Consider the following 21,373-nt stretch of genomic DNA (forward strand, 5'->3'; position numbering starts at 1 on the left):
TTTATTCCTTATTATAGTTTGAAAAATCTTTATGTTCGCTTTTATAAAGCTCTGCTTCTGTTAAGTTTTTAAAATAATCGTAGGTTTTTCTCATACCCTCTTCTCGTTCTACTTCAGGTTCCCATCCTAACAATTTTTTAGCCAAAGTAGTATCTGGTTGACGTTGCATTGGATCGTCAACAGGTAAATCTTTGTAGATTACTTTTTGGGACGTTCCTGTTAATTTTATAATTTCTTCAGCAAAATCTTTAATAGTAATTTCATGCGGATTTCCAATATTTACTGGATTTGCATAATCACTTAGCAACAGTCTATAAATACCTTCCACTTGATCAGTAACATAGCAAAACGAACGGGTCTGTATTCCTTCTCCAAAAACAGTTAAGTCTTCACCTCGAAGGGCCTGTCCCATAAACGCAGGAATAACACGACCATCATTAAGTCGCATTCTTGGTCCATAGGTATTAAATATTCTGACAATACGTGTTTCTAAACCGTGAAACCTATGATACGCCATCGTAATGGATTCTTGAAAACGTTTTGCTTCATCGTAAACCCCTCTTGGCCCTATAGTATTAACATTACCATAATAATCTTCTGTTTGAGGATGCACTAAAGGATCGCCATAAACCTCAGAGGTCGATGCTATTAATAACCTTGCTTTTTTAGCTTTTGCTAAGCCTAATAAATTATGAGTCCCTAAGCTGCCTACCTTTAAGGTTTGAATCGGAATTTTAAGATAATCTATTGGACTTGCTGGTGAAGCAAAATGAAGAATATAATCTAAATCTCCTTCTATATTTATAAAATTGGTAACATCATGTTGAATAAAAAGAAAACTTGAATTTGAAGCTAAATGTGCTATGTTTTTAGGATCTCCAGTTATAAAATTATCCATTCCAATAACATAATACCCTTCACTAATAAATCGATCACACAAATGCGAACCCAAAAAACCTGCTGCTCCCGTAATTAAAACTCTCTTTTGACTCATTTATCTTCCTATTGACACGTATTTAAACCCTTCGTTAACAACATCTTTTACATCGTATAAATTGCGACCATCAAAGATTATAGGACTAGACATTAAGCCTTTCATTTTATCAAAATTTGGCGTTCTAAAAATACTCCACTCCGTGCAAATAATCAATGCATCAGCGTTTTGCAACGTATCATACATACTATCTGCATAATTAATTTGATCGCCCAATTTACGTTTAACGTTAGGCATTGCTTCTGGATCAAACGCTGTAACACGACAACCAGCCTCCAGTAAAGCCTCTATCATGTATAACGCAGGCGCTTCGCGTATGTCATCCGTTTCTGGTTTAAATGCTAATCCCCAAATCGCAATATTTTTTCCTTTTAAATCATTATTAAAATGAGTTTCAATTTTAGGAATTAACACCAACTTTTGTCTAGCATTAACATTAATAACAGCATCTAAAATTTTGAAATCATAATTATTATCTAATCCAGATTTATGTAACGCCTTTACGTCTTTAGGAAAACATGATCCACCATAACCAATTCCCGGGAATAAAAAACGTTTACCAATACGAGAATCTGTACCCATACCGATTCTAACTTTATCCACATCAGCACCTACTTTTTCACAAAAGTTAGCAATCTCGTTCATAAACGTGATTTTAGCTGCTAAAAAGGAATTAGAAGCGTATTTAGTTAGCTCTGCAGACTTTTCATCCATAACAATGATTGGATTACCTGACCTTACATACGGTTTATAAAGCTTTTGCATAAGCTCTGTAGCACGATCACTACTTGACCCAACAACGATACGTTCAGGCTTTAAAAAGTCGTCCACAGCAAATCCTTCACGTAAAAATTCAGGATTAGACACCACATCAAAATCTACTTTTGCATGTTTTGCAATAGCAGCCTTAACCTTATCAGAAGTACCAACAGGGACTGTACTTTTATCGACAATAACTTTATAATCTTTTATTAACTTACCGATATCATTTGCGACACCCAAAATATATTTTAAATCTGCAGAGCCATCTTCGTCTTCAGGCGTAGGCAGTGCTAAAAATATAATATCACCATGCTCTAGACCCTCTTCTAGATTAGTAGAAAACTTAAGTCTGTTTGCTTTTATGTTTCTTTCAAACAAAACGTCCAAATGAGGTTCATAAATAGGCACCTCTCCTGCTTGCATTTGTTTTACTTTAGCCTTGTCTATGTCTATACAAAGCACTTCGTTACCTGTTTCTGCTAAACACGTCCCCGTTACTAAACCAACGTAACCTGTACCAATTACTGCTATTTTCATTTAAATTAAACTATTTTTTTATCAAAAATTTCAAAGTCTGAATTCATACTCAAAAATTCAGGAACAATTTCTTTCATTTTAATAACTATTGCATTTTTATCTTTTTCTGTAGCAATAGTAATTAAATCTTGAATATCTCTATCTATTTGCTTATGTGTGCAGTTCTCAACCTTAGCTATCATAATCTTTTCATTATACGTAGGTAATGTTGTCGACTTATCACTCAGTAGTTCTTCATATAATTTTTCTCCAGGCCGCAATCCAACCACCTTAATATCAATTTCTTTATAAGGTGTAAAACCTGCTAATTTTATAATTTTTTTAGCTAAATCTATAATCTTAACCGCCTCACCCATATCAAATATAAAAATCTCTCCACCATTACCCATTGCTCCTGCTTCTAACACTAATTGACAAGCTTCTGGGATCGTCATAAAATATCTAATAATATCAGGATGCGTGATTGTTACAGGACCTCCTTCTTCAATTTGACGTTTAAACAAAGGGACCACAGAACCATTACTTCCTAAAACATTACCAAATCTTGTAGTTACAAAATGTGTTTCATTTTTACTGTCTAACATGACTTTCTTTTGTAATGCTTGTACATAGATTTCCGCGATACGCTTAGAGGCACCCATAACATTACTTGGATTAACAGCTTTATCTGTTGATACCATTACAAATTTCTCTGTTTTATAAAGGTGTGATAAGTCCGCTATATTTTTAGTTCCTAAAACATTGGCAAAAATAGCTTCCGAAGGATGACTTTCCATTAAGGGTACATGTTTATATGCAGCAGCATGATAAACGACTTGAGGTTTATGCGTTTTAAAGATTTCGTCAAGCACATCTAGTTTTCTAACATCTGCTATAACAGCCTCAAAATTAAGGTCAGGAAAATCATGTCTTATTTCTAATTGAATATTATATAACGGGGATTCTGCTTGATCTAATATTAAAAGTTTACTTGGTTTATAACCTGCGACCTGTCTTACAATTTCACTACCAATAGATCCCGCACCTCCTGTAACTAGAATACATTTATTGAAAATTTCTTTAGCAACTAGTTTATTATCTAGCTGTATAGGATCCCTTTCCAAGATATCCTCTATTTGAATTTTTTGTATCTGATTTGAAAGTGTCGTGTTTTTTTCAATATCAGACAGTAGTGGCGCTCTAAACACCTTATAATTAAACTCCAAACAACTATCCACAATCTTAATACTCTCCTCTTTAGTAAGCGTACTATCAGCTATAATTAGGGCTTGAGCATTATATATCCTTAATAAAACTGCAGTTTTACGATTTAAATGTGTGATTGGCAACCCTAATATTTCTTTACTTTTATTTTTACCGTCTTTATCGATAAAACCTAATACTTTGTATCGTGATGGCTTTTCTGATTTTAAAGCACTTGCGATGGCTATTGCATTTTCTCCAGTACCGTAAACTAATACATTTAATCTAGCTTCCTCTTCACTATAACGTTGATATACTTCAAAAACTTGTTTTACCAAAATCCTAAACAAAAATAAACCACAAAAGGAAATTATTGAATAAATAAATAATTGTGGAATAGAAAATAATTCCTCTTTAGAGAAAACAAAATAACCATAATACAATCCTAAAGCCAACAGCAAAGTTGCTACAGAGGCCAAAAAGAATTTCGCCGCATCTATAAACGTTGAATGCCGTATTAAGCCTGCATACGTCCTAAACAGAATAAAAAACAAGACATTAATTAATACTATTACAAGCTCTTCTTTAGAAAAACCTAAATTAAAAAATGAAGCCTTCTGAATTTTGCTAACAATAATTTTTGTAAAAAATAAAGAAAGCAACAGAATAGACGTATCAAAACAAAGTATCGCCCACCTAGGAAGGTAATTAACACTTTTAAAATCTATTCGTTTTCGACTAGATTGTAAAACTTGAAATAGAGCTTGTTTTAGTTGTTTAAGCATTTGTATCATTAATAATAGTTAACAAATATCTTAAATTATAATGACAATTCATCAAAATTATACGCAAAGCCAAGATGTGAAAGGAATATACTTATTTACAACAAGTCTTTTACGACTTTAGTAATCCTGTCCAAATCCTTTTGTTCCAAATTAGAACCACTTGGCAGACACAACCCTTTATTAAATAAGGCCTCACTTAATTTATCACCAAAATACAAAGCCCCCTCAAAGACTGGTTGCATATGCATAGGTTTCCATAACGGTCTAGTTTCTATATTTGCAGCTTCCATAGCACTTTGAAACTGTGCTTTTGTAAAAGGCGCGTCTTTATGAATTAATATACAACTTAACCAAAAATTAGAATAAAAATCGCTGTTAGGTTGTTTCTGAACTTCAACTCCTTTGATCCCTTTAAACAAGTTAACATAAAACGCATTCATATCTCTTCTCAGCCCAATATGTTTATCTAAAACTTCCATTTGTCCACGGCCTATTCCTGCACTAATATTACTCATTCTGTAATTATAGCCTATTTTAGAATGCTCATAATGTGGCGCATTATCCCTTGCTTGTGTAGCATAAAAGATCGTCTGCTTTTTATCCTCTTCTGTATTACAAACCATAGCTCCTCCACCAGAAGTTGTTATAATTTTGTTACCGTTAAACGATAGTATAGAAAAATCTCCAAACGTACCACATTGTCTACCTTTATAAGTAGATCCCAAAGCTTCTGCTGCATCTTCCACAACAGGAATTTTATATTTTGCAGCAACTTCTAACAACTCATCAATTTTAGAAGGCATACCATACAAATGAACAATGATAATTGCTTTTGGCTTTACACCTTTCGAAATTCTATCCTTTATAGCCGTTTCTAGATGGTTAGGACACATATTCCAAGTCTCAGGCTCACTATCTACAAAAACCGGCGTAGCGCCTTGGTAAGCGATAGGATTGGACGACCCGCAAAAGGTAAAGGTTTGGCAAATTACTTCGTCATTTAAAGTGACCCCTAATTGCAATAATGCTAAATGTATGGCTGCAGTACCTGATGATAACGCTGCAACATAACGATCTTCCTTAAGATAAAGCTCTAAATCGGCTTCAAAGCCTTCTAAGTTTTCGCCTTTAGTAAGCTCATTATTATTTATAGCTTTTGTAATAAAAGTTAATTCTTGTACGCCAAGGTGAGATGATGATAAAGGAATTTTACGCATAATACTATTAAAAAACAGTTTTCAAAATATAATATAAGTCTTTTAAAAAAGAATATTCTTGTATATATATTTTATTAATCTCTATCTTTTTGGGCCAAATAACATTTAAATTATATTGGTCTGCATCTTGTTGTTTTTCTAACAATTTATCTTCATTTTTAAAATAAATTGAAGCTGGACCTGTTAGTCCTGGTTTGACCGATAGAATAATTCCATTATTTCCTGTTAGCTTATCTGCAAAACCAGGTAGGTCTGGTCTAGGACCAACAACACTCATATCTCCTATAAGTATATTATAAAACTGTGGCAACTCGTCTAATTTTGTGCGCCTAATAAAAGAACCATATTGGCGAGCTCCTTTTTTACAGCTACTTGTTTTATTTATTGATCTTACTTTATATATGGTAAACGGTCTCGCTCTATAGCCAATTCTTTCTTGCCTGAAAACACCTTTTTGGTTAAAAAAGTAAATTGAAAGTAGTATTAATATAATAATTATGACACTAAAAAAAGTCAAAGCTGATATAGCAAAAACAACATCAAAACCTCTTTTTACGTTTTTTTGAGTTTTAGTCAAGAATTAATTGTCTTTCAAAATTTGTAGCATAAAAATAGCCATTATATAGTTTAAGCTCTAAATAACTGTCATTATCCATTTTCTTTTCAGAAGGTACGCCTTCCCAAATAATCGTTTTATAGTCTCCATCAATAATAAAAGCTCCAGGATAAGGTTTTGTTGTTGCTCTTACTAATTTATCTACTTTATCTAAAGACATGTTTAGTAGTATTTTTCCATCTTCAGGTTTTCTACCCTCCCAATACGTTGCTTTACTATCGTCTTGTTTTAAAGCAACCACTTTATTTTCTTCTAATTTTTTATATAATACTTTTATGAAATCTTCGTGCGCTGTATTTACTTTATTATAAAGTGTAGTTGCAGTTTCTTTTTCACTTAAAGGAATTATTTCTTGACCTAGAATTAAGCCAGTATCAACACCTTTATCCATTTTAAAAAAGGATACTCCGGTTTTATCTAACCCTTTAATAATAGCCCAAGGAATAGCAGCACGACCTCTTCCAACTGGTAATAGTGTTGGGTGCGCGCCTATCGCTCCAAGTTTTGGCGCATGTATTACGTTTTCTGATGCTATTTGAGACCATCCAATTATAAATAACCAGTCGATATCGTGTGCTATAATTGTCTCTATCGCAATATCATCGTTTATATGATTTACTTTTAAGACCGGAATGTCATGTTTATTAGCGAATTCATCTACATAAATTCTACCAGATTTTTTCTTAGCTTTTTCATCTGGAATAGTGATAATTAAATCTAATTTACCATTACTATTGTAAATAGATTTCATACAACTTAGTCCAATTTGAACACAGGTTACAAATGCGAATTTCATAATTAATATGTTGGAGGTTTTTTAGTAAAATAGACTACTGTTTTAAGTAAAATTAAGAAATCCATTTTTAAAGAAATTCTACTTGCATACTCGCCATCGAATTGTGCTTTCTTTTCTTCAGGCATATTATCGTAAGAGTTTACCTGTGCCCAACCTGTAAGTCCAGGTTTTAAAAATAAGGATTTATTTTCTTTTCTTAATTTTATTAATTTATTTTGAGATGGTATTGGTGGTCTTGGCCCAATAAAACTCATATCTCCTTTTAATACGTTAAAAAACTGAGGAAGCTCGTCTAAATTAGATCTTCTAATAAACTTACCAAAAGGTGTAATAGTTAATTTTCCTTTTTCGTGAGACTCTACATTAGGTGTTTTAAGTGGCATACTTCTAAATTTATAAAACATAAATTTATTGCCTCCATACCCAACTCTTAATTGTTTAAAAATTGGTGTACCGCCATCTTGTAAAAAAATTATTAGTGCAATTATTGCATATAACGGAAAAAGAAAAATTATTAAACAAATAGACACAAAAACATCTAGTAGTCTTTTAAATAGTAAAAACATTTATTTGATGTTTAAGGTTCAATAATATTCATCGCTGTTTGGAAGGCTTCACAATAGTGTCGACCTACTTGCGACCCTCTTAAAGTTGCTAAAGCCTTAATAGCTTCATCACTTCTAGGATGAGGATAAGGACGCATAACACCTTCGTAAGCATAAAGTGCTTTTAATTTTTGTTCAACACCTATTTCTCCAACTTCTATAAAGGTATCTGGTGTAAAATTTTGACCATCTACAGGAAAAGCCCAGTCTGTAGATGATGGTATCTCCATAAAATACAATCCTGTAAGCGGTTTGCATGGTTTTCTTTGAAATAGTCTAGCTGCTGCTTGACATGCTTTAGAAGTATGGTAGTGATCGTTGTTTAAATCGTATGGATGATGTGTAATAATAACATCTGGCTGTACTCGATCTATAACATCTTCTATATATTGTACGAGGTCCAAATGTGGTACCGTATTAAATTTAATATTGGGAAATTCTCCTAGAATTACAGGCTCTGCACCCATAAATTTTTGAGCATTTTCAGTATGTTCTTTTAATTTATCTTCGTCTGGCCTATGCCTTCTAGCATCTACTTTACCAGATAAGATACAATTAAATATTTTATGTCCTTTTTGAGACAATACAAAAGAGCTTGCGCCAAAACCTAAAGCTTCGTCGTCTGGATGCGCTGTTACTGTCAGATAAATTTTTTTAGAAGTTGTTATCATTATTTTTTATTAAGTACCCAATAGTTTCTAATGTATTTATTTTTAAAGGAAAATCTTTTAATTATTGAAATATATGTTTTTTTCTCCAATCATAGTTGATAACAAAAATAAGTATATCATAGCCATTACACTAAGAAAAAAGCCACCACTTAGCAATCCGCAAATTAAAACTGCCATAATTAAACTGTTATATATAAGATTACCAGCAACTAAATAATGCCTATAAAATAGCCATAAATATAGTAACACCCCTACAACTCCAAAAAACAAAAGCAAATCAGGCCCATCCATCTGAGTAATTCTGAAATCTTCGGTATAAAAAGCCCCTCCTATCCAATAATTTATAAAATCCCAATTTAACCCAACATATTCTAAATTATCTTTAAGTAAATAGTCTCTTTTTGAAAACAAAAGAGAAGTAATACTATATTGATCTAGTAAATTATTCCAAAAAGGAATTAACTTAAAATAAAATCTAGCTATCTCTTCAAACAAAAAAGCCCCTACTATTGCAACAGTTGCTACAAATCCTTTTATAATTTTATTAATTGATGAAACTAAAAAAATATGCACTCCTAAAATCAAAACTAAAAACAAAATAACAGTCTTGGTCCCTAGAAAAAAACTAACTATAATTATAAATAAAAGTTTTCCTAAACCTTTCCTCTTCTTGATGTATTTATAATACAAAGATATAATATAAATTATATATAAATAGGATGTTTCATTAACCTTATTAAATACTCCATCACTACCAAACCTTGGTGATCTAGCATAAGATGCTAGCAAATCCAAATCAGTTACAAAACCTATCAAAATTAAAAAAGCATTAAAAAAAAGAAGATATTCAATCAGCTTTAAAACTTTTTTTGCAATTAAGACATAGTTTGTTGTTGTCTTAAAAATAAGAATAAAAATAAAAATATATAAAAAACGGTATGCATAATAAACACTTCCTTTCAAAAAACTAACATCGATGGTTTTATAAAGGATTGGGTTTAATAAAAATTGATTTATTACAAATAGAGAGGCTAAACAAATAAGTACTACAAAACTACTCTTATCAAGTTTTTTAAGTTTCACTACAAAAAAAATAGTAAATAAAAAAAGGATTTTATACCCACCAACTAACCTTGTGCTAGTAGATAAAGAATATTCTAAATATATAGTAGCAAATAGCTCAATAAAAAAAAGAAAGAAAATCAAAAAGACAATACCACATTCTTTATTTAGAACAGACTTTAAACTAGACATAAAGTGATTCGAATATTAAGATATAGTCATCTGCTAATTTCTCATAAGTAAAATGCTTTAACAAACTTACTTTACCTCTTTTTCCCATTTCAATACTTTCTATAAAGTTCATATTTTTAAATTCCTTTATTTTCTCAACCAAAGTATTAATATCTTGAGGAAGAACAACCATACCACAATTTGCTTTTTCAACAATATTTTTTGGTGCAGATGTTGAAAGCAATATAGGTTTTTCTGAAAACATATAATCAAAAGTCTTATTCATTGAAATCCCAAATCTATATAAAGGCAAATCCCGAATACCGAGATACAACAAATCACATTCCTGTAAAAAGGATTGTACCTGAGCCTTTTTAACTTTACCTAAAAAAACAATATTATCATACCCTTCTGCTCTTTTCTTTAAACTATGCATTTCATCACCAATACCCAACAAGCATAAACTATAAACATTTTTATCTAGTTTTTTAAAACCATCTATAAGAAACTCCATTGCATTTGCTTTACCCAAAGAACCAGCATAACCAACAATAAATTTATCTTTTGGTATTTTTAATAATGTTGCCTCCGGTATATTATTATAATAGCCTGCTTTTTGCAATTGATAACCATTAGAAATCCATTTATAATTAAAATTATTATGTTTTAATACCGTGTTAATGTGTTTATCAGTAAATTCTAATAAAGAAACTAAATAATCTGCTTTCTGATAACCTAGTCTTTCCACCCAAGATAAAACTTTAATAAAAATATTTTTTTTAGAAAAACCACCTATTTCTATCAGTGTAAGTGGCCAAATATCTCTAATCTCTAAAATGAATCTCACCTTTTTAAATCTTTTTTTAAAGTAAAAAATCACGTTTAAAATCGGAAGTAAAGAGTTAGAAGAAACTATAATTATATCTGGTTTAGGAATTTTTTTGGTTGGAATAAAAAACAAAAAAAAACAAAAAACCAACCAACTTAAAACCCTTTTAAAACCTTGGGTTTCAGAATATTTATTACCTTTTATTAAAAGCGTTCTAATATTACTATTATCTATTTTAAAGATCCCTTTAAATTTATTTTCTCTAAAAGGAACATGTGAAAAAGAAGAGGTAATAAGTGTTACGTCATAACCTTTATTTTTCCATTCTTCTGCTAAAAAAGAATGCCTATGACCATCTCCATTAAGCTCCGGAGTACACAAATACTGATTTATAAGCCAAACTGATTTTTTTTTCATTTAAAATATTTTATTGAAACAAAAATAAAACTATTCTTCATATTTGATTAAATAAAACTGAGTAGTTTTTAAACTAAGGATATTAAGTCACCATTTAACGTAATTTATTACCTTTGAGAAAATTTAAAACTAAATAAATGAAATTAAGCACATTAACAATCGCTTTTATTGCGCTAACATGTTTTTCTTGTGGTAACAAAAAAGAAAATAAAAAAAACACTACTGAATCAAATGTAGTAATTGAAGAAAAAAAAATAACTATTGAGGGTTTATCGTATGAACTATTATTTGACGGTATTAGAAAAGAAGGAGATTACGATGAAGTAGTAGGTACATATACTGAAAACAGACTTGGAAACAAGAAAAAAGCCTTATCCATGGATGGGTTAAGCGAATATGTGAAAATAGAAAATCATGATAACATAAACCCTAAAAAAGGTTTAACTCTGTCAATATGGTACAAACCTATATCCTTTAAAGGTAGTGGTAATGACCCAATAATTGTTAAACCGTTTTCTGGTAGCGGTGCTCCTTTTGCCCAATACCATTTAAATGTCACAGGAAACGAGTATATCAAATCTAAGGGTGTATTTAAATTTGGTCTGTCTATTAATGGTAAATACAGCTCGATTAAAACTGCCGTTAACACATGGACACCTGACAATTGGTATAACATTACAGCTACTTATGATGGCTTGGTTATGAAGTTATATGTAAATGGTGTACTTAAAAATAGTAGAGCTATTGAAGGGCAACTTGATGTTTACAATACCGATTTATTTATTGGTAAAAATGAAGTTAAGCCTAATAAATTTATAAACACACCTGGTACTTATGATAACTTTAGAATTTATAATAGAGCATTGACAAAGGAAGAGGTTAATATGCTTAATGAATAATTTCTATATCTCCTCTACAATTAAATCTATATTATTAGGTGTTATCCAATAAGCACCATCAAAAATAATATAGATTTTTTGGTTAATATTAGAGTTAAAATTATACTCAATAGCTGTTGAACAACACAGATTTGTTAAAGGCTGTTTGTAGTTTAAAAAAGTGGATGAAGACTCTTTAAACACACTAAAATGTGTTTGTATTCCATCTCCATATGCACCATATGGAACTGTACTTGTTAAGGTAATTTTGTAGTTTTTATTTGCTTCTGCATTAAAATCTAATAGTTTTGTTTCCCCTAAATCCATTCCAACACTATAATTGGTGTCTAAATTATAACTACTTGATGTTAGTTTGGTGATTTTTACACCATATGTACCACTAACAGGTATATAAGTGTCATCTCCTTTTATATTTAAATACACACGTTCATTGGCTGGTGCAATTATTGGCATTGGTGATCCAGTCATTGGAATTAATCTTTCGTTTTGAAAATAATAATTTGTTCCGTCTTGGTTATATGCGGAAACTACTAAACTTGCGGCAGAATAACTGTCATCAACTATATTATCAATCCACTGTATGGCATATGCTTCTCCTTGTTGTGCTTCAAAATATAGCGTTTGTTCTTCATCTGGATTAAGATAATACTCATTAGTAATGTTTACTGTAATCTCCTCGTTGTATGCATAACTACCTATGGATGCATTTACTATATTACTACCACCAAGTAGTCCAAATTCATCTAAAACAAATACTCTAAAATAAGTGTTGGAGTTATGAGGAAGTTGAAGTGTAAATTCTAATTCATTACTAATCGTTGTTACATGTATTAACTCAGCTGTGTTCTCGTCAATTCCACTAGTATCATGTTTGTATAGTTTGTATTCTCTAAAGTCATCACCTGTGTATTGGCTCCAATTTAAGGTTACTGTATTACCATCAATACTACTAACTATTAGAGCCTCATTAAGTATTACGGGTTCTGGTAATTGAATTTCGTTAAGATTAATATTACTATTTGAAACCACAACCCTTTCACTAATAGTGGTAAAACCTCCAGTTTCTATCCCTTTTTTTGCTTCTAAATTATAATCTCCTGGACTTACGTTAGTAATTTCAAAATAACCATTTGTATCTGTTGTAGTTGAAAACTGTATTAAGTTATCTAGACTTACTTCTGCATTAACAACAGGGATTGTTTGGTTTTTAATAATACCCGAAATGGTATAATTAGAAGATTGATTATCCTCTTTGGAACAACTAAAAGCAACTAATGCTAGTAAAATTATTATTTTTCTCATAACTATTTAGTTTAAATTAAACTTACTAATCTCTAATTTTGTTAAATTAAGAGCTCTATTCTCTGGTTCTAAAACACCACCACCACTGTAGTCACTAGTGTCAGAATGCACTTGAAAAGTAATACTGTTTACTGTTGATGGATTATATTCTATTTTAAAACGTTCTGTAATGTTTATGTGATCTGAAATAATTTTCAGTTCTGGCACACTACTTCCGTTGTAATAAATATAAAAATCTAAATCTCTGTTAGATAAATTGTATCTATTTAAAAAAAATTCTCTTTTCTGTCCTTCTAAATAATCACACCACCAAACACTACTATAGTCTTTAAAACTAATTTTATAATCATTGATTTGAACAATAAAATCACCAATATCTTGTTCGCCATCAAAAAAGTGTAATCTACTTGTAAACAATTCTCCTTGTAATTGTATAGACACTTTTAAATTGTCTGTTTCAGTTATATTAAGATTATCAATATTCTTACTTGCAGTTCTATAAAGATAAGAACCTGTTTCTATTGCTAAGCTATTATTAATTGTTATTCCACCACCTTCTGAATTCCCTTGATAAATGTAGCCGACAAGAGGGTTGTCTTCTCGAAATTGCTCCTTAGAGTATGAATCTAAAACCCAGCTATTAATAGAAGAAAAATCTTCAGTAAAGATGTTATTATATGAAAATTCTGGTATTTCGTTTAATACATTTATAGTAAAATCATTAGAGGATAATTCCACCTCATTTTCATCTAAAATTTTTAAATTAATAGTATATCCACCTATTTGTCTAGCTAAAAATGATAATTCTGGAGTATCTGTATAATAGGTTAAAACCTCATCAATAAAAATTCCTGTTGGGCCATCTATATAATGATGACAATCTGATTTATAACAATCAAAATTATTAGGTGCTTCTATTAACTTCCACTTAAAAATAGCGCCTTCTTATTGACTACCTGTTAAGTCTGTAGCATCTAAAATTGCTGTATTATTGTAAATAGTAATTTCATTAGTTAAATCTGGTGGTAATACTATTGGTTCACTTTCTTGAGTTTCATCAGAGGAGCAACTAATTAATACTACAGTAAACATTAAAATTATTGTTGTAAATAAGCTGTTCGTTTTCATTTTATTAAGAATTTAATATTAAGCTTTTTAAGATAGCATTACTTGATTTTCCATTACCATACAACTCTTCTTTAATCACTAATTTAAAGTTATTTTCTTTAATACTATTAAAACTTGCTAAAATTTTCGCTTCATCACTTCCAACAATAACATTATACCCATTGTCTAAAAGTTCTACCCATTCGGTTTCTTCTCTTAATGTAATGCATGGTTTATTAAAGAAATAAGCTTCTTTTTGTAAACCACCACTATCTGTCATTACTAATTTACACTTATCGAGCAAGTAGACCATTTGTAAATAACCTACTGGGTCTATACAAATGATGTTACTATCTATTTTAATGTTGTTTTTAGCCAATATCTTTTTAGTTCTTGGGTGTAATGGTATTACTATTGCTAACTCTTTAGCTATATCGCTTAAAGCGTTAAATATAGACTTAAGGTTGTCTAAATTATCTGTGTTTTCTGCTCTGTGGATTGTAGAAAGGATAAAGTTATCTGGTAAATATAAATCTTCTGGTTTTTCTGCAAACTGTTTGTAATGTAAAGCTGCATCTTTCATTACATCTCCTGGTAGTTCTATTACAGAATCTATGTTTTTATAGCCTTCTTTATCTAAATTGTCTACTGCTTTTTGGGTTGGGCAGAATAAAATGTCGCTAATTCTATCGGTTAGAATTCTATTAATTTCTTCTGGCATTTTATTATTAAAAGATCTTAAACCTGCTTCTACATGTGCGACTTTTATGTGTAATTTTTTTGCTGCTAAAGCACCAGCCAAAGTAGAGTTAGTATCTCCATATACCAATAACCAATCTGGTTTCTCTTTTATTAATATCTCTTCTATCTTAGACATCATAAGTCCAGTCATCGCACCATGAGAGAGGCTATGGATTTCTAGGTTATAATCTGGTTTTCTAATTTTCATTTGATCAAAAAATATTTTACTCATATTTTCATCAAAATGCTGACCTGTGTGTACAATTAATTCTTCTACTTTATTGTCAGATTCTTTGTTGTGGTCATCAATTGCTTTACTTACTATTGCTGCTTTTACAAACTGTGGTCTTGCACCTATTACCGTTACTATTTTCATAATATTTCTTCGTATAATTTTATTAATTTCTTCTCTTCAGAAGCCCAATTAAATTTATTCATTACAGCTTTTTTACCATTTTCTCCCATCTTTTGGGCTTTCTTAGGTTTGTCTATAAGCTCTTTAATGGCCGCTCTAATTTCTTCTGACGACTCTGGATCTACACAAATCCCACAATCGTAATCCTCAACTATTTGTTTCCATAAATCAAAATTAGACGCTATAACAGGGATTCCTGCCGACATATATTCAAATAATTTATTGGGCTGAGAATATATATGGTTAGGACTTGGTAAATAGGTGACAATTCCAACTTTAGAGTTTGCTAAAATAGTTTTAACATCTTGTCTTGTTACCAAACCAAGCTCGTTAACATTATTCCATCCTTTAGTTTTGGTTAATTTATCCCTAAAACTAACTTGATTACTTTTTCCTGCTAAATTTAACTTAACATCTAAACCATCCATTGCGTTTACAACTTGTTCAAGCCCTCTAATTTCAGAAATAGCACCTACAAAACATACTTCTTGTTTTTTTTCTAAGTAATTCTTCTCTTCTGATAAAAGTTCATTTTTAAAGGGATAGTTATTAATATCTATGGCTTTGTTACGATTGTCAAATAAGCTTTTTATATGAGGTGTTGCGGTTATAATATAACTATATCGTTTTGAGAAAAAATGTTCAAGGGTTTTTAATGCTAGAGCTATTGGTTTTCTAAAAACCGGCTTAATATAAGGTTTACCCATAGTTTGTCCTGGTAAATCTTCATGTACATCATAAATAACATATTTACCTTTTTTTATTAATTTAAAACCAGCAGGCATTAAGTCTGGGTCATGAAAGTGATATAAATCAGCATTTATTTCAACTGCTTTCTTATAAATTTTTTTTGTAGTTTTAATAAATCTATTAAGTCTCCCTTCTAATTTTCCTATATCATATATTTTTACGCCTTCAACCACATCATCCCCTTTTCCATCAGCAACTATTAAGGATACATTGTAGCCGTTATTTTTAAGAGAAATACACTCTTTCTTAAAAATTCTAATATCATCTCTGGCATGTGCCGAGGTTAGGTGACAAATTTTATTCATAATTATTTAAGTTTTTCATGAGTGTTTTTTAAAAAAAATGCAGATATAAATAGTAATACTATTCCGCCATGTGTTAATAAAATTGTAGTCAAAGATGAGCTAATTATAGAAACAAATAGAAAAATAAACAAACCAAAAAATTTACTACTAATATTTAATTTATTAATAATAGAAAAATATACAGATACAATAAAAACATTAATAAAAACACCAATTAATCCTGCGTTCATAAATCCATCAGAAACGATTCCATTGTTTGCTGCCATATCCTTAAGCCTAAAATATTTGTCAGCAATAACAAAAGGGTGGGGCCTATCGTATTTGTAATCTGTTATGCCCTTTAAAACACCTTCTGACCAATATTGAGAATTATCATTAAATAAATCAAAATACGCAAAATCTAATACTGCAGGTGTAAAAAAGGCTCTTCTAAGTGTGAAAACACCAATTATGTCGTTGTTAAAAAACCTAGATGAAATATAGGTTAGTAGAATAGTAATTAACACCACTTTAAACACGAGACTTATAACTTTCAAATAACTTAGTCTATAAGTAAACAAAACAAAAATAGTACCGTAAAGTACAGATTTATGTGCCCCAAGAAGATATAAAAAAACTAATAACAAAAAGGAAAACACAACTAACTTTCGGTTTTTAAAATAAATTGCAAATACAAACAATGCAGGAATAATAAACCGATTAAACCAACCATAAGTATAACCAAAATAAATATCAGCATTTTCTTTTATTAATAATCTTGTTTTGTAAATATTTTTCAAAAGTAAATTACTAAAATCAATGTAAGGCATAAGACGTAAATAAGGAACCACGCCTATTATGGTTATTAAAAAAAGCAGGAAAAATGATTTTTTGGCGCTAAACTCTCTAATCGGTATTTTAATTGTAATTAACGAAAAGAAAAGAATACCATAAAACAATAAATTATGAGAAAAGAAAATTCTACCATCAATATTACTTGATATAGAAAATAAAATTGCAGATGGCGTTAACAGTACAATAAAAATTAAACACAAGATATTGTATATAAAATCCTTAATTTTAATAGCATTAATTAACCATGCGTTAAATATTACAATTAATGACGCTATGAAATATTTTGAATAACTTATATTTTGAAATGATATACCATCTGCATAATGAGAATACCTCCTTAAACTCCAATATTCATTTAAAACATTGAAAAAGCAAAACGACAATGCAAAATAAAAGATTATTGCTAATTTAAGTAGTCTATATTTTTCTATTGATATTCTCATTAATTATAAAACTTCTAAATTTTTATTGTTATTTATTAGTAGGCAAAAGAAAAAACTATAAAACATAATACCAGAATACTGATTAAATATACTTTCAAACATTGAATTAAAACTTATAATTATAAAAAATGCCATTAAAATCATTTTAATATCTTTCCTTAACACAGCTTGTTTGTATAAACTAAAAAGCTGAGTAAAAAACAGTAAAAAAGCAATTAAACCACACTCAACAAGTAACTGAAAATATTGATTATGAGAATTTAAGCTATCTCTATATGGTTTTACATATCTTTTTTTTCTATACTCTTCCTTTAATTCTTTATAAGCATCTCCTACTCCAACACCAATAATTATATTTTTTTTAATGACTTGTAATGATGCATCCCAGGTCATTAGCCTTAATGAAGAACTACCGATGTCTTCATTGTGAAAACTCACAAAACTTGAAATAACGTTTTTGGAGGCGTTTTTTAATCTTGGATTTAAAATTAATAAAGAAGGCAGTGCTATAAGCAAAATTAATACAGATATTAATTTAAATAGTTTTTTATTAAAAATTTTATACACGTAGATAAAAGTAAGCATAATTAAAGTTACAACTCCTGCTCTAGATGAAACTTGGAAAACAGTAATACTAAATACTATAATTACTAAAAGATTAAAAGCCCTGTTTTTGATTGTTTTTGGTTTAAAAAGTAATATCGAAATAGCCAAACATAAAAACATCGCATAGTATACAGTCTGATGTAGAACTGAAAAATAATTTCCATAAAAATAATTTCCACCTTTTACAGAAGACTCAATAAAAGTTAATTCAGGATTTATTTCTGGCTTAAATACTATTGTATTATCAATAAAATCTATTGAATTATATAATGCAAAACTGTAACAATAAAAAACAGAAATTACACAACCAATAACAAAAAAAAACAGAGCTCTATTAAATATTTTAGAATTATATTTATAACCATTTAAATAAAAAATTATAGGAAAGGCTAGCAGTGTTCCTTTTTGCTCAAAAAATTTTAAACTAAATTCTTCTGTATAAGTTAGAGATAAAATGTAAACAAAATATAATGCAGGTAATAAGAAAAGCCTTTTATTAAAGACTTTTTTTGATTGCTTGATAAAAACCAAAGATGATAAAATCCAAATAATTAATACATAAGTGGATAATTTTTGACCTAATGGAATACATAGAGCAAACATATACAATAAATTAATATTTACTTTATCTTTTAGATTTACAAAAAAACTCATTTACTTATAATTGAAATGCAAATTTATTGTATTAAATACTCTTTAACTAAGGACGTTGTTGATTTTTTGAATAAATTTGACACTTGTAACTAATTCTACTTTATTTGAATTCAAATAAAATTTTAAAAAATGTTTTAACATTGTTAAGCGGGACCGCTTTGGCTCAAGCAATTCCTGTTTTAATTAGCCCAATATTAACACGTATTTATTCGCCAAGTGAAATTGGTGTATACACCATTTTTTTTGCCACTGTTAATATTTTAGCAATTTTAAGTACTGGAAGGTTAGAATTAGCAATACTTATACCAAAACACAAAAAAGATAGTTATTCAATTTTAAAATTATCATTAGCTTTTTCTGTAATAATATCCGCAATTTCATTATTAATCCTTCTACTTTTTAAAAAGTCAATTGGAAACATTTTAGGGTTGCAAAGTATTTCTAACTGGATATTAATTATTCCTTTAACCTCTCTTTTTTTAGCAGCCTTCCAAACTTATAATTATTGGTTAAATAGAAACGATATTTACTTTGCAATTTCTAAAGGTAAGGTATTACAGGGGGTAATAATGGGGTTTATACAGGTAACCTGTTCTATTTTAGGTTCTTTGGGACTATTATTGGGTCGTGTTTTAAGTGTTATACTATCCTCATTATTTCTCGTTTTTACTTCCAGAAAAAAATCACCAAAACTATTACCAATTAATAAAAATGAACTAAAAAACTCTTTACGAGAGAACAAAGATTTTCCTTTATATACAATGCCAAATGCAGTACTAAACTCGTTTTCAAATAACCTACCATTATATTTACTAGAAAATTTATTTAGTGCCAAAATAACAGGTTTTTACTCTTGGTCAGTAAGAATTATTCAAGCGCCAATGGGAATGATAATAGGATCAATTCAGCAAGTGTTTTATAGAGAAGCAAGTAAAAAACATAATGAAAAAGAGTCTTTATACTCAATAACCTTTAAGACTGCTAAATATTTGTTTTTTATTGGATTAATACCTTATATTTTTATTTACTTTTTTGCGCCACAAATATTTGCTTTTGTTTTTGGTGAAAAATGGAGAGTTGCGGGAGAATATACTAAGTATCTAATACCATGGTTTTTCTTGGTTTTTATTAACTCCCCCATTAGCTCTTTAGTTCTAATATTAGGCAAACAAAAACCTTATTTTATTTATGAGCTTTTCCTTTTTATATTTAGAGGAATAGCTCTTTATTTAGGTTATAGACTGTATAATGACCCTAAATATTCGATTATATTTTACGGTATTGTCGGTTTTGTTTTTAATTTTATATTATTATTTATATTATTAAACCTTTCAAAAAATTCTAATAAATTTAAATAATGAAAAACACATCTTTACTTATTGATTTATCTTATAAAATTAAAAGCAGAAATGATTTTAATTACTACAAAGGCTTTAAGCAGAATTTCAATAAACCTTTAGACTTGTTAGAACAAGAGCAATTAGTAGCTTTTCATAACCTATTTGTTTTTTGTAAAAAAAATGTACCCTATTACGATAAGCTATTTAACACACTTAAGCTGGAAGTTTCAGACTTTAAATCTCTAGAAGACTTACAAAAAATCCCCCTTTTAGATAAAGCAATAATCTTAAATAATTATAACGATTTTTCCCCAAGAAACTATGACAAAAAAACTGTTTCTGGTGCCACAGGGGGATCTACAGGAGAGCCTCTTAAATATAAAATGAGTGTAGACGACTACTCTAGAGGGGTTGCACTACTTTACAGAGGTCTTAATCAAGGTGGTTATAATCCAGGTGATAAAATTGCTGTTTTAGCCGGTGGATCTCTGGTAAAAAACAAAACTAGTATATCGTCTAAAATAAATAATGTAATTCTAAATTATAAAAAGTTTTCTTCATTTGGTGTTGATAATAACGATTTAGAACTATACTATAATACATTAAACAAATGGAAGCCTAATTTTTTTAGAGGCTATGCAAGCTCTTTAGTCTTATTTGCAAAATTTTGTTTAGACAATAATAAAGATTTAAAATTCCAGTCCGTATTCTCTACTGCAGAAATGTTATTACCAGCACAACGACAATTAATTGAAACTGCTTTTAACACTAAAGTTTACAACAATTATGGATTAAATGATGGCGGTGTTTCTGCTTATGAAATTAATAAAAATAACGAGTTTATAATTGATACTGAAAGAAGTATACTAGAAATTGTAAATGAACAAGAAAACGTGTACAATACTAATGGAAAAATAATTGCAACGTCATTATACAATTATGCTTTACCATTTATAAGATATGATACTGGCGATAATGGTACTCAAATACTAGGAGATAAGAATTGTCGTAAAAAATTAATAGATTTAAGAGGACGAACAACAGATTATATTACTATTAATGATAAAACAATAAGTAGTCCTGTTCTTACTGTTTTAATGGGTAAAATTGACGCTATTAAATACCAAATAATACAAAAGAAAAACCAGTCTTTAGAAATACGTATTTTAAAAGGAAAAGGATACAATTTGGAACAAGAAAAGTATATAATTGAATCTTTAACTTCTAATATTGACAAAGGTTTAGATATTAATTTTATTTATACCGACGATTTTATAAAATCTGCCAACAAGCATAAATTTATAATTAAAGAATAAGAAAAGGGCATTATATT

20 protein-coding genes are annotated in these 21,373 nt (G+C 29.5%); 3 read left to right on the forward strand and 17 right to left on the reverse strand.

What is annotated here, in order from left to right; translation table 11 throughout:
• Position 1 precedes the first annotated feature (1 nt).
• The 10 genes from E9099_RS06795 to E9099_RS06840 all read right to left on the reverse strand — a co-directional run bounded on the left by E9099_RS06795 (position 2) and on the right by E9099_RS06840 (position 10,644).
• Positions 2-994: a UDP-glucuronic acid decarboxylase family protein gene (locus E9099_RS06795; RefSeq protein WP_136582926.1), complete on the reverse strand. Its 993-nt coding sequence runs from the start codon at positions 992-994 to the stop codon at positions 2-4.
• On the reverse strand, positions 995-2,293 hold the full coding sequence (locus E9099_RS06800; protein WP_136582927.1) for a UDP-glucose dehydrogenase family protein: 1,299 nt from the start codon (positions 2,291-2,293) through the stop codon (positions 995-997). It lies immediately after the preceding gene.
• Positions 2,294-2,298: 5 nt separating this feature from the next.
• Entirely contained in the window at positions 2,299-4,260 is a 1,962-nt protein-coding gene (locus E9099_RS06805) for a polysaccharide biosynthesis protein (RefSeq protein ID WP_136582928.1), read from the reverse strand.
• A gap of 95 nt (positions 4,261-4,355) precedes the next feature.
• Complete coding sequence (locus tag E9099_RS06810) at positions 4,356-5,477, reverse strand: DegT/DnrJ/EryC1/StrS family aminotransferase (RefSeq protein WP_410523973.1); 1,122 nt, start codon at positions 5,475-5,477, stop codon at positions 4,356-4,358.
• A 7-nt stretch (positions 5,478-5,484) separates the two neighbouring features.
• Positions 5,485-6,054, reverse strand: coding sequence for a sugar transferase (locus E9099_RS06815; RefSeq protein ID WP_136582930.1), 570 nt, complete (start codon positions 6,052-6,054; stop codon positions 5,485-5,487).
• The gene (locus E9099_RS06820) at positions 6,047-6,889 is read right to left on the reverse strand and encodes a formyltransferase family protein (protein WP_136582931.1); all 843 of its coding nucleotides are present in this window, start codon (positions 6,887-6,889) and stop codon (positions 6,047-6,049) included. Before E9099_RS06820 ends, E9099_RS06815 begins: the two co-directional genes overlap by 8 nt.
• A 2-nt stretch (positions 6,890-6,891) precedes the next feature.
• Positions 6,892-7,455 (reverse strand): sugar transferase, encoded by a 564-nt coding sequence (locus tag E9099_RS06825; protein ID WP_136582932.1) that lies wholly within the window; start codon positions 7,453-7,455, stop codon positions 6,892-6,894.
• 11 nt (positions 7,456-7,466) lie between these two features.
• Positions 7,467-8,165 (reverse strand): PIG-L deacetylase family protein, encoded by a 699-nt coding sequence (locus E9099_RS06830; RefSeq protein WP_136582933.1) that lies wholly within the window; start codon positions 8,163-8,165, stop codon positions 7,467-7,469.
• Positions 8,166-8,222: 57 nt separating this feature from the next.
• Positions 8,223-9,419 (reverse strand): hypothetical protein, encoded by a 1,197-nt coding sequence (locus E9099_RS06835; RefSeq protein ID WP_136582934.1) that lies wholly within the window; start codon positions 9,417-9,419, stop codon positions 8,223-8,225.
• Positions 9,412-10,644 carry a glycosyltransferase family 4 protein gene (locus E9099_RS06840; RefSeq protein WP_136582935.1) on the reverse strand — a complete coding sequence of 411 codons (1,233 nt, stop codon included), beginning with the start codon at positions 10,642-10,644 and terminating at the stop codon, positions 9,412-9,414. Before E9099_RS06840 ends, E9099_RS06835 begins: the two co-directional genes overlap by 8 nt.
• 137 nt (positions 10,645-10,781) lie before the next feature.
• Here E9099_RS06840 and E9099_RS06845 point away from each other — a divergent pair, with 137 nt between their 5' ends.
• Positions 10,782-11,543, forward strand: coding sequence for a LamG domain-containing protein (locus E9099_RS06845; RefSeq protein ID WP_136582936.1), 762 nt, complete (start codon positions 10,782-10,784; stop codon positions 11,541-11,543).
• 3 nt (positions 11,544-11,546) lie between these two features.
• On the opposite strand, the gene E9099_RS06850 is transcribed toward E9099_RS06845, so the two are convergent.
• From E9099_RS06850 to E9099_RS06880, 7 genes are all read right to left on the reverse strand, one after another.
• On the reverse strand, positions 11,547-12,845 hold the full coding sequence (locus E9099_RS06850; RefSeq protein WP_136582937.1) for a carboxypeptidase-like regulatory domain-containing protein: 1,299 nt from the start codon (positions 12,843-12,845) through the stop codon (positions 11,547-11,549).
• A 6-nt stretch (positions 12,846-12,851) separates the two neighbouring features.
• Positions 12,852-13,583 carry a hypothetical protein gene (locus E9099_RS06855; RefSeq protein WP_136582938.1) on the reverse strand — a complete coding sequence of 244 codons (732 nt, stop codon included), beginning with the start codon at positions 13,581-13,583 and terminating at the stop codon, positions 12,852-12,854.
• A gap of 207 nt (positions 13,584-13,790) precedes the next feature.
• Positions 13,791-13,973 (reverse strand): hypothetical protein, encoded by a 183-nt coding sequence (locus tag E9099_RS06860; RefSeq protein WP_136582939.1) that lies wholly within the window; start codon positions 13,971-13,973, stop codon positions 13,791-13,793.
• 4 nt (positions 13,974-13,977) lie between these two features.
• Positions 13,978-15,069, reverse strand: coding sequence for a non-hydrolyzing UDP-N-acetylglucosamine 2-epimerase (gene wecB / locus E9099_RS06865; RefSeq protein WP_136582940.1), 1,092 nt, complete (start codon positions 15,067-15,069; stop codon positions 13,978-13,980).
• Positions 15,066-16,163, reverse strand: coding sequence for a glycosyltransferase family 4 protein (locus E9099_RS06870; protein WP_136582941.1), 1,098 nt, complete (start codon positions 16,161-16,163; stop codon positions 15,066-15,068). Before E9099_RS06870 ends, wecB begins: the two co-directional genes overlap by 4 nt.
• 2 nt (positions 16,164-16,165) lie before the next feature.
• On the reverse strand, positions 16,166-17,440 hold the full coding sequence (locus tag E9099_RS06875) for a hypothetical protein (protein WP_136582942.1): 1,275 nt from the start codon (positions 17,438-17,440) through the stop codon (positions 16,166-16,168).
• 3 nt (positions 17,441-17,443) lie between these two features.
• The gene (locus tag E9099_RS06880) at positions 17,444-18,700 is read right to left on the reverse strand and encodes an O-antigen ligase family protein (RefSeq protein WP_136582943.1); all 1,257 of its coding nucleotides are present in this window, start codon (positions 18,698-18,700) and stop codon (positions 17,444-17,446) included.
• Positions 18,701-18,804: 104 nt separating this feature from the next.
• On the opposite strand from E9099_RS06880, the gene E9099_RS06885 reads away from it, so the two are divergent.
• Both E9099_RS06885 and E9099_RS06890 read left to right on the forward strand, forming a co-directional pair.
• On the forward strand, positions 18,805-20,058 hold the full coding sequence (locus tag E9099_RS06885; RefSeq protein ID WP_168800724.1) for a lipopolysaccharide biosynthesis protein: 1,254 nt from the start codon (positions 18,805-18,807) through the stop codon (positions 20,056-20,058).
• On the forward strand, positions 20,058-21,356 hold the full coding sequence (locus E9099_RS06890; protein WP_136582945.1) for a phenylacetate--CoA ligase family protein: 1,299 nt from the start codon (positions 20,058-20,060) through the stop codon (positions 21,354-21,356). The genes E9099_RS06885 and E9099_RS06890 overlap by 1 nt, the downstream gene beginning before the upstream one ends.
• Positions 21,357-21,373 lie beyond the last annotated feature (17 nt).

The organism is Psychroserpens sp. NJDZ02, assembly GCF_004843725.1.
Taxonomy (GTDB): Bacteria; Bacteroidota; Bacteroidia; order Flavobacteriales; family Flavobacteriaceae; genus Olleya.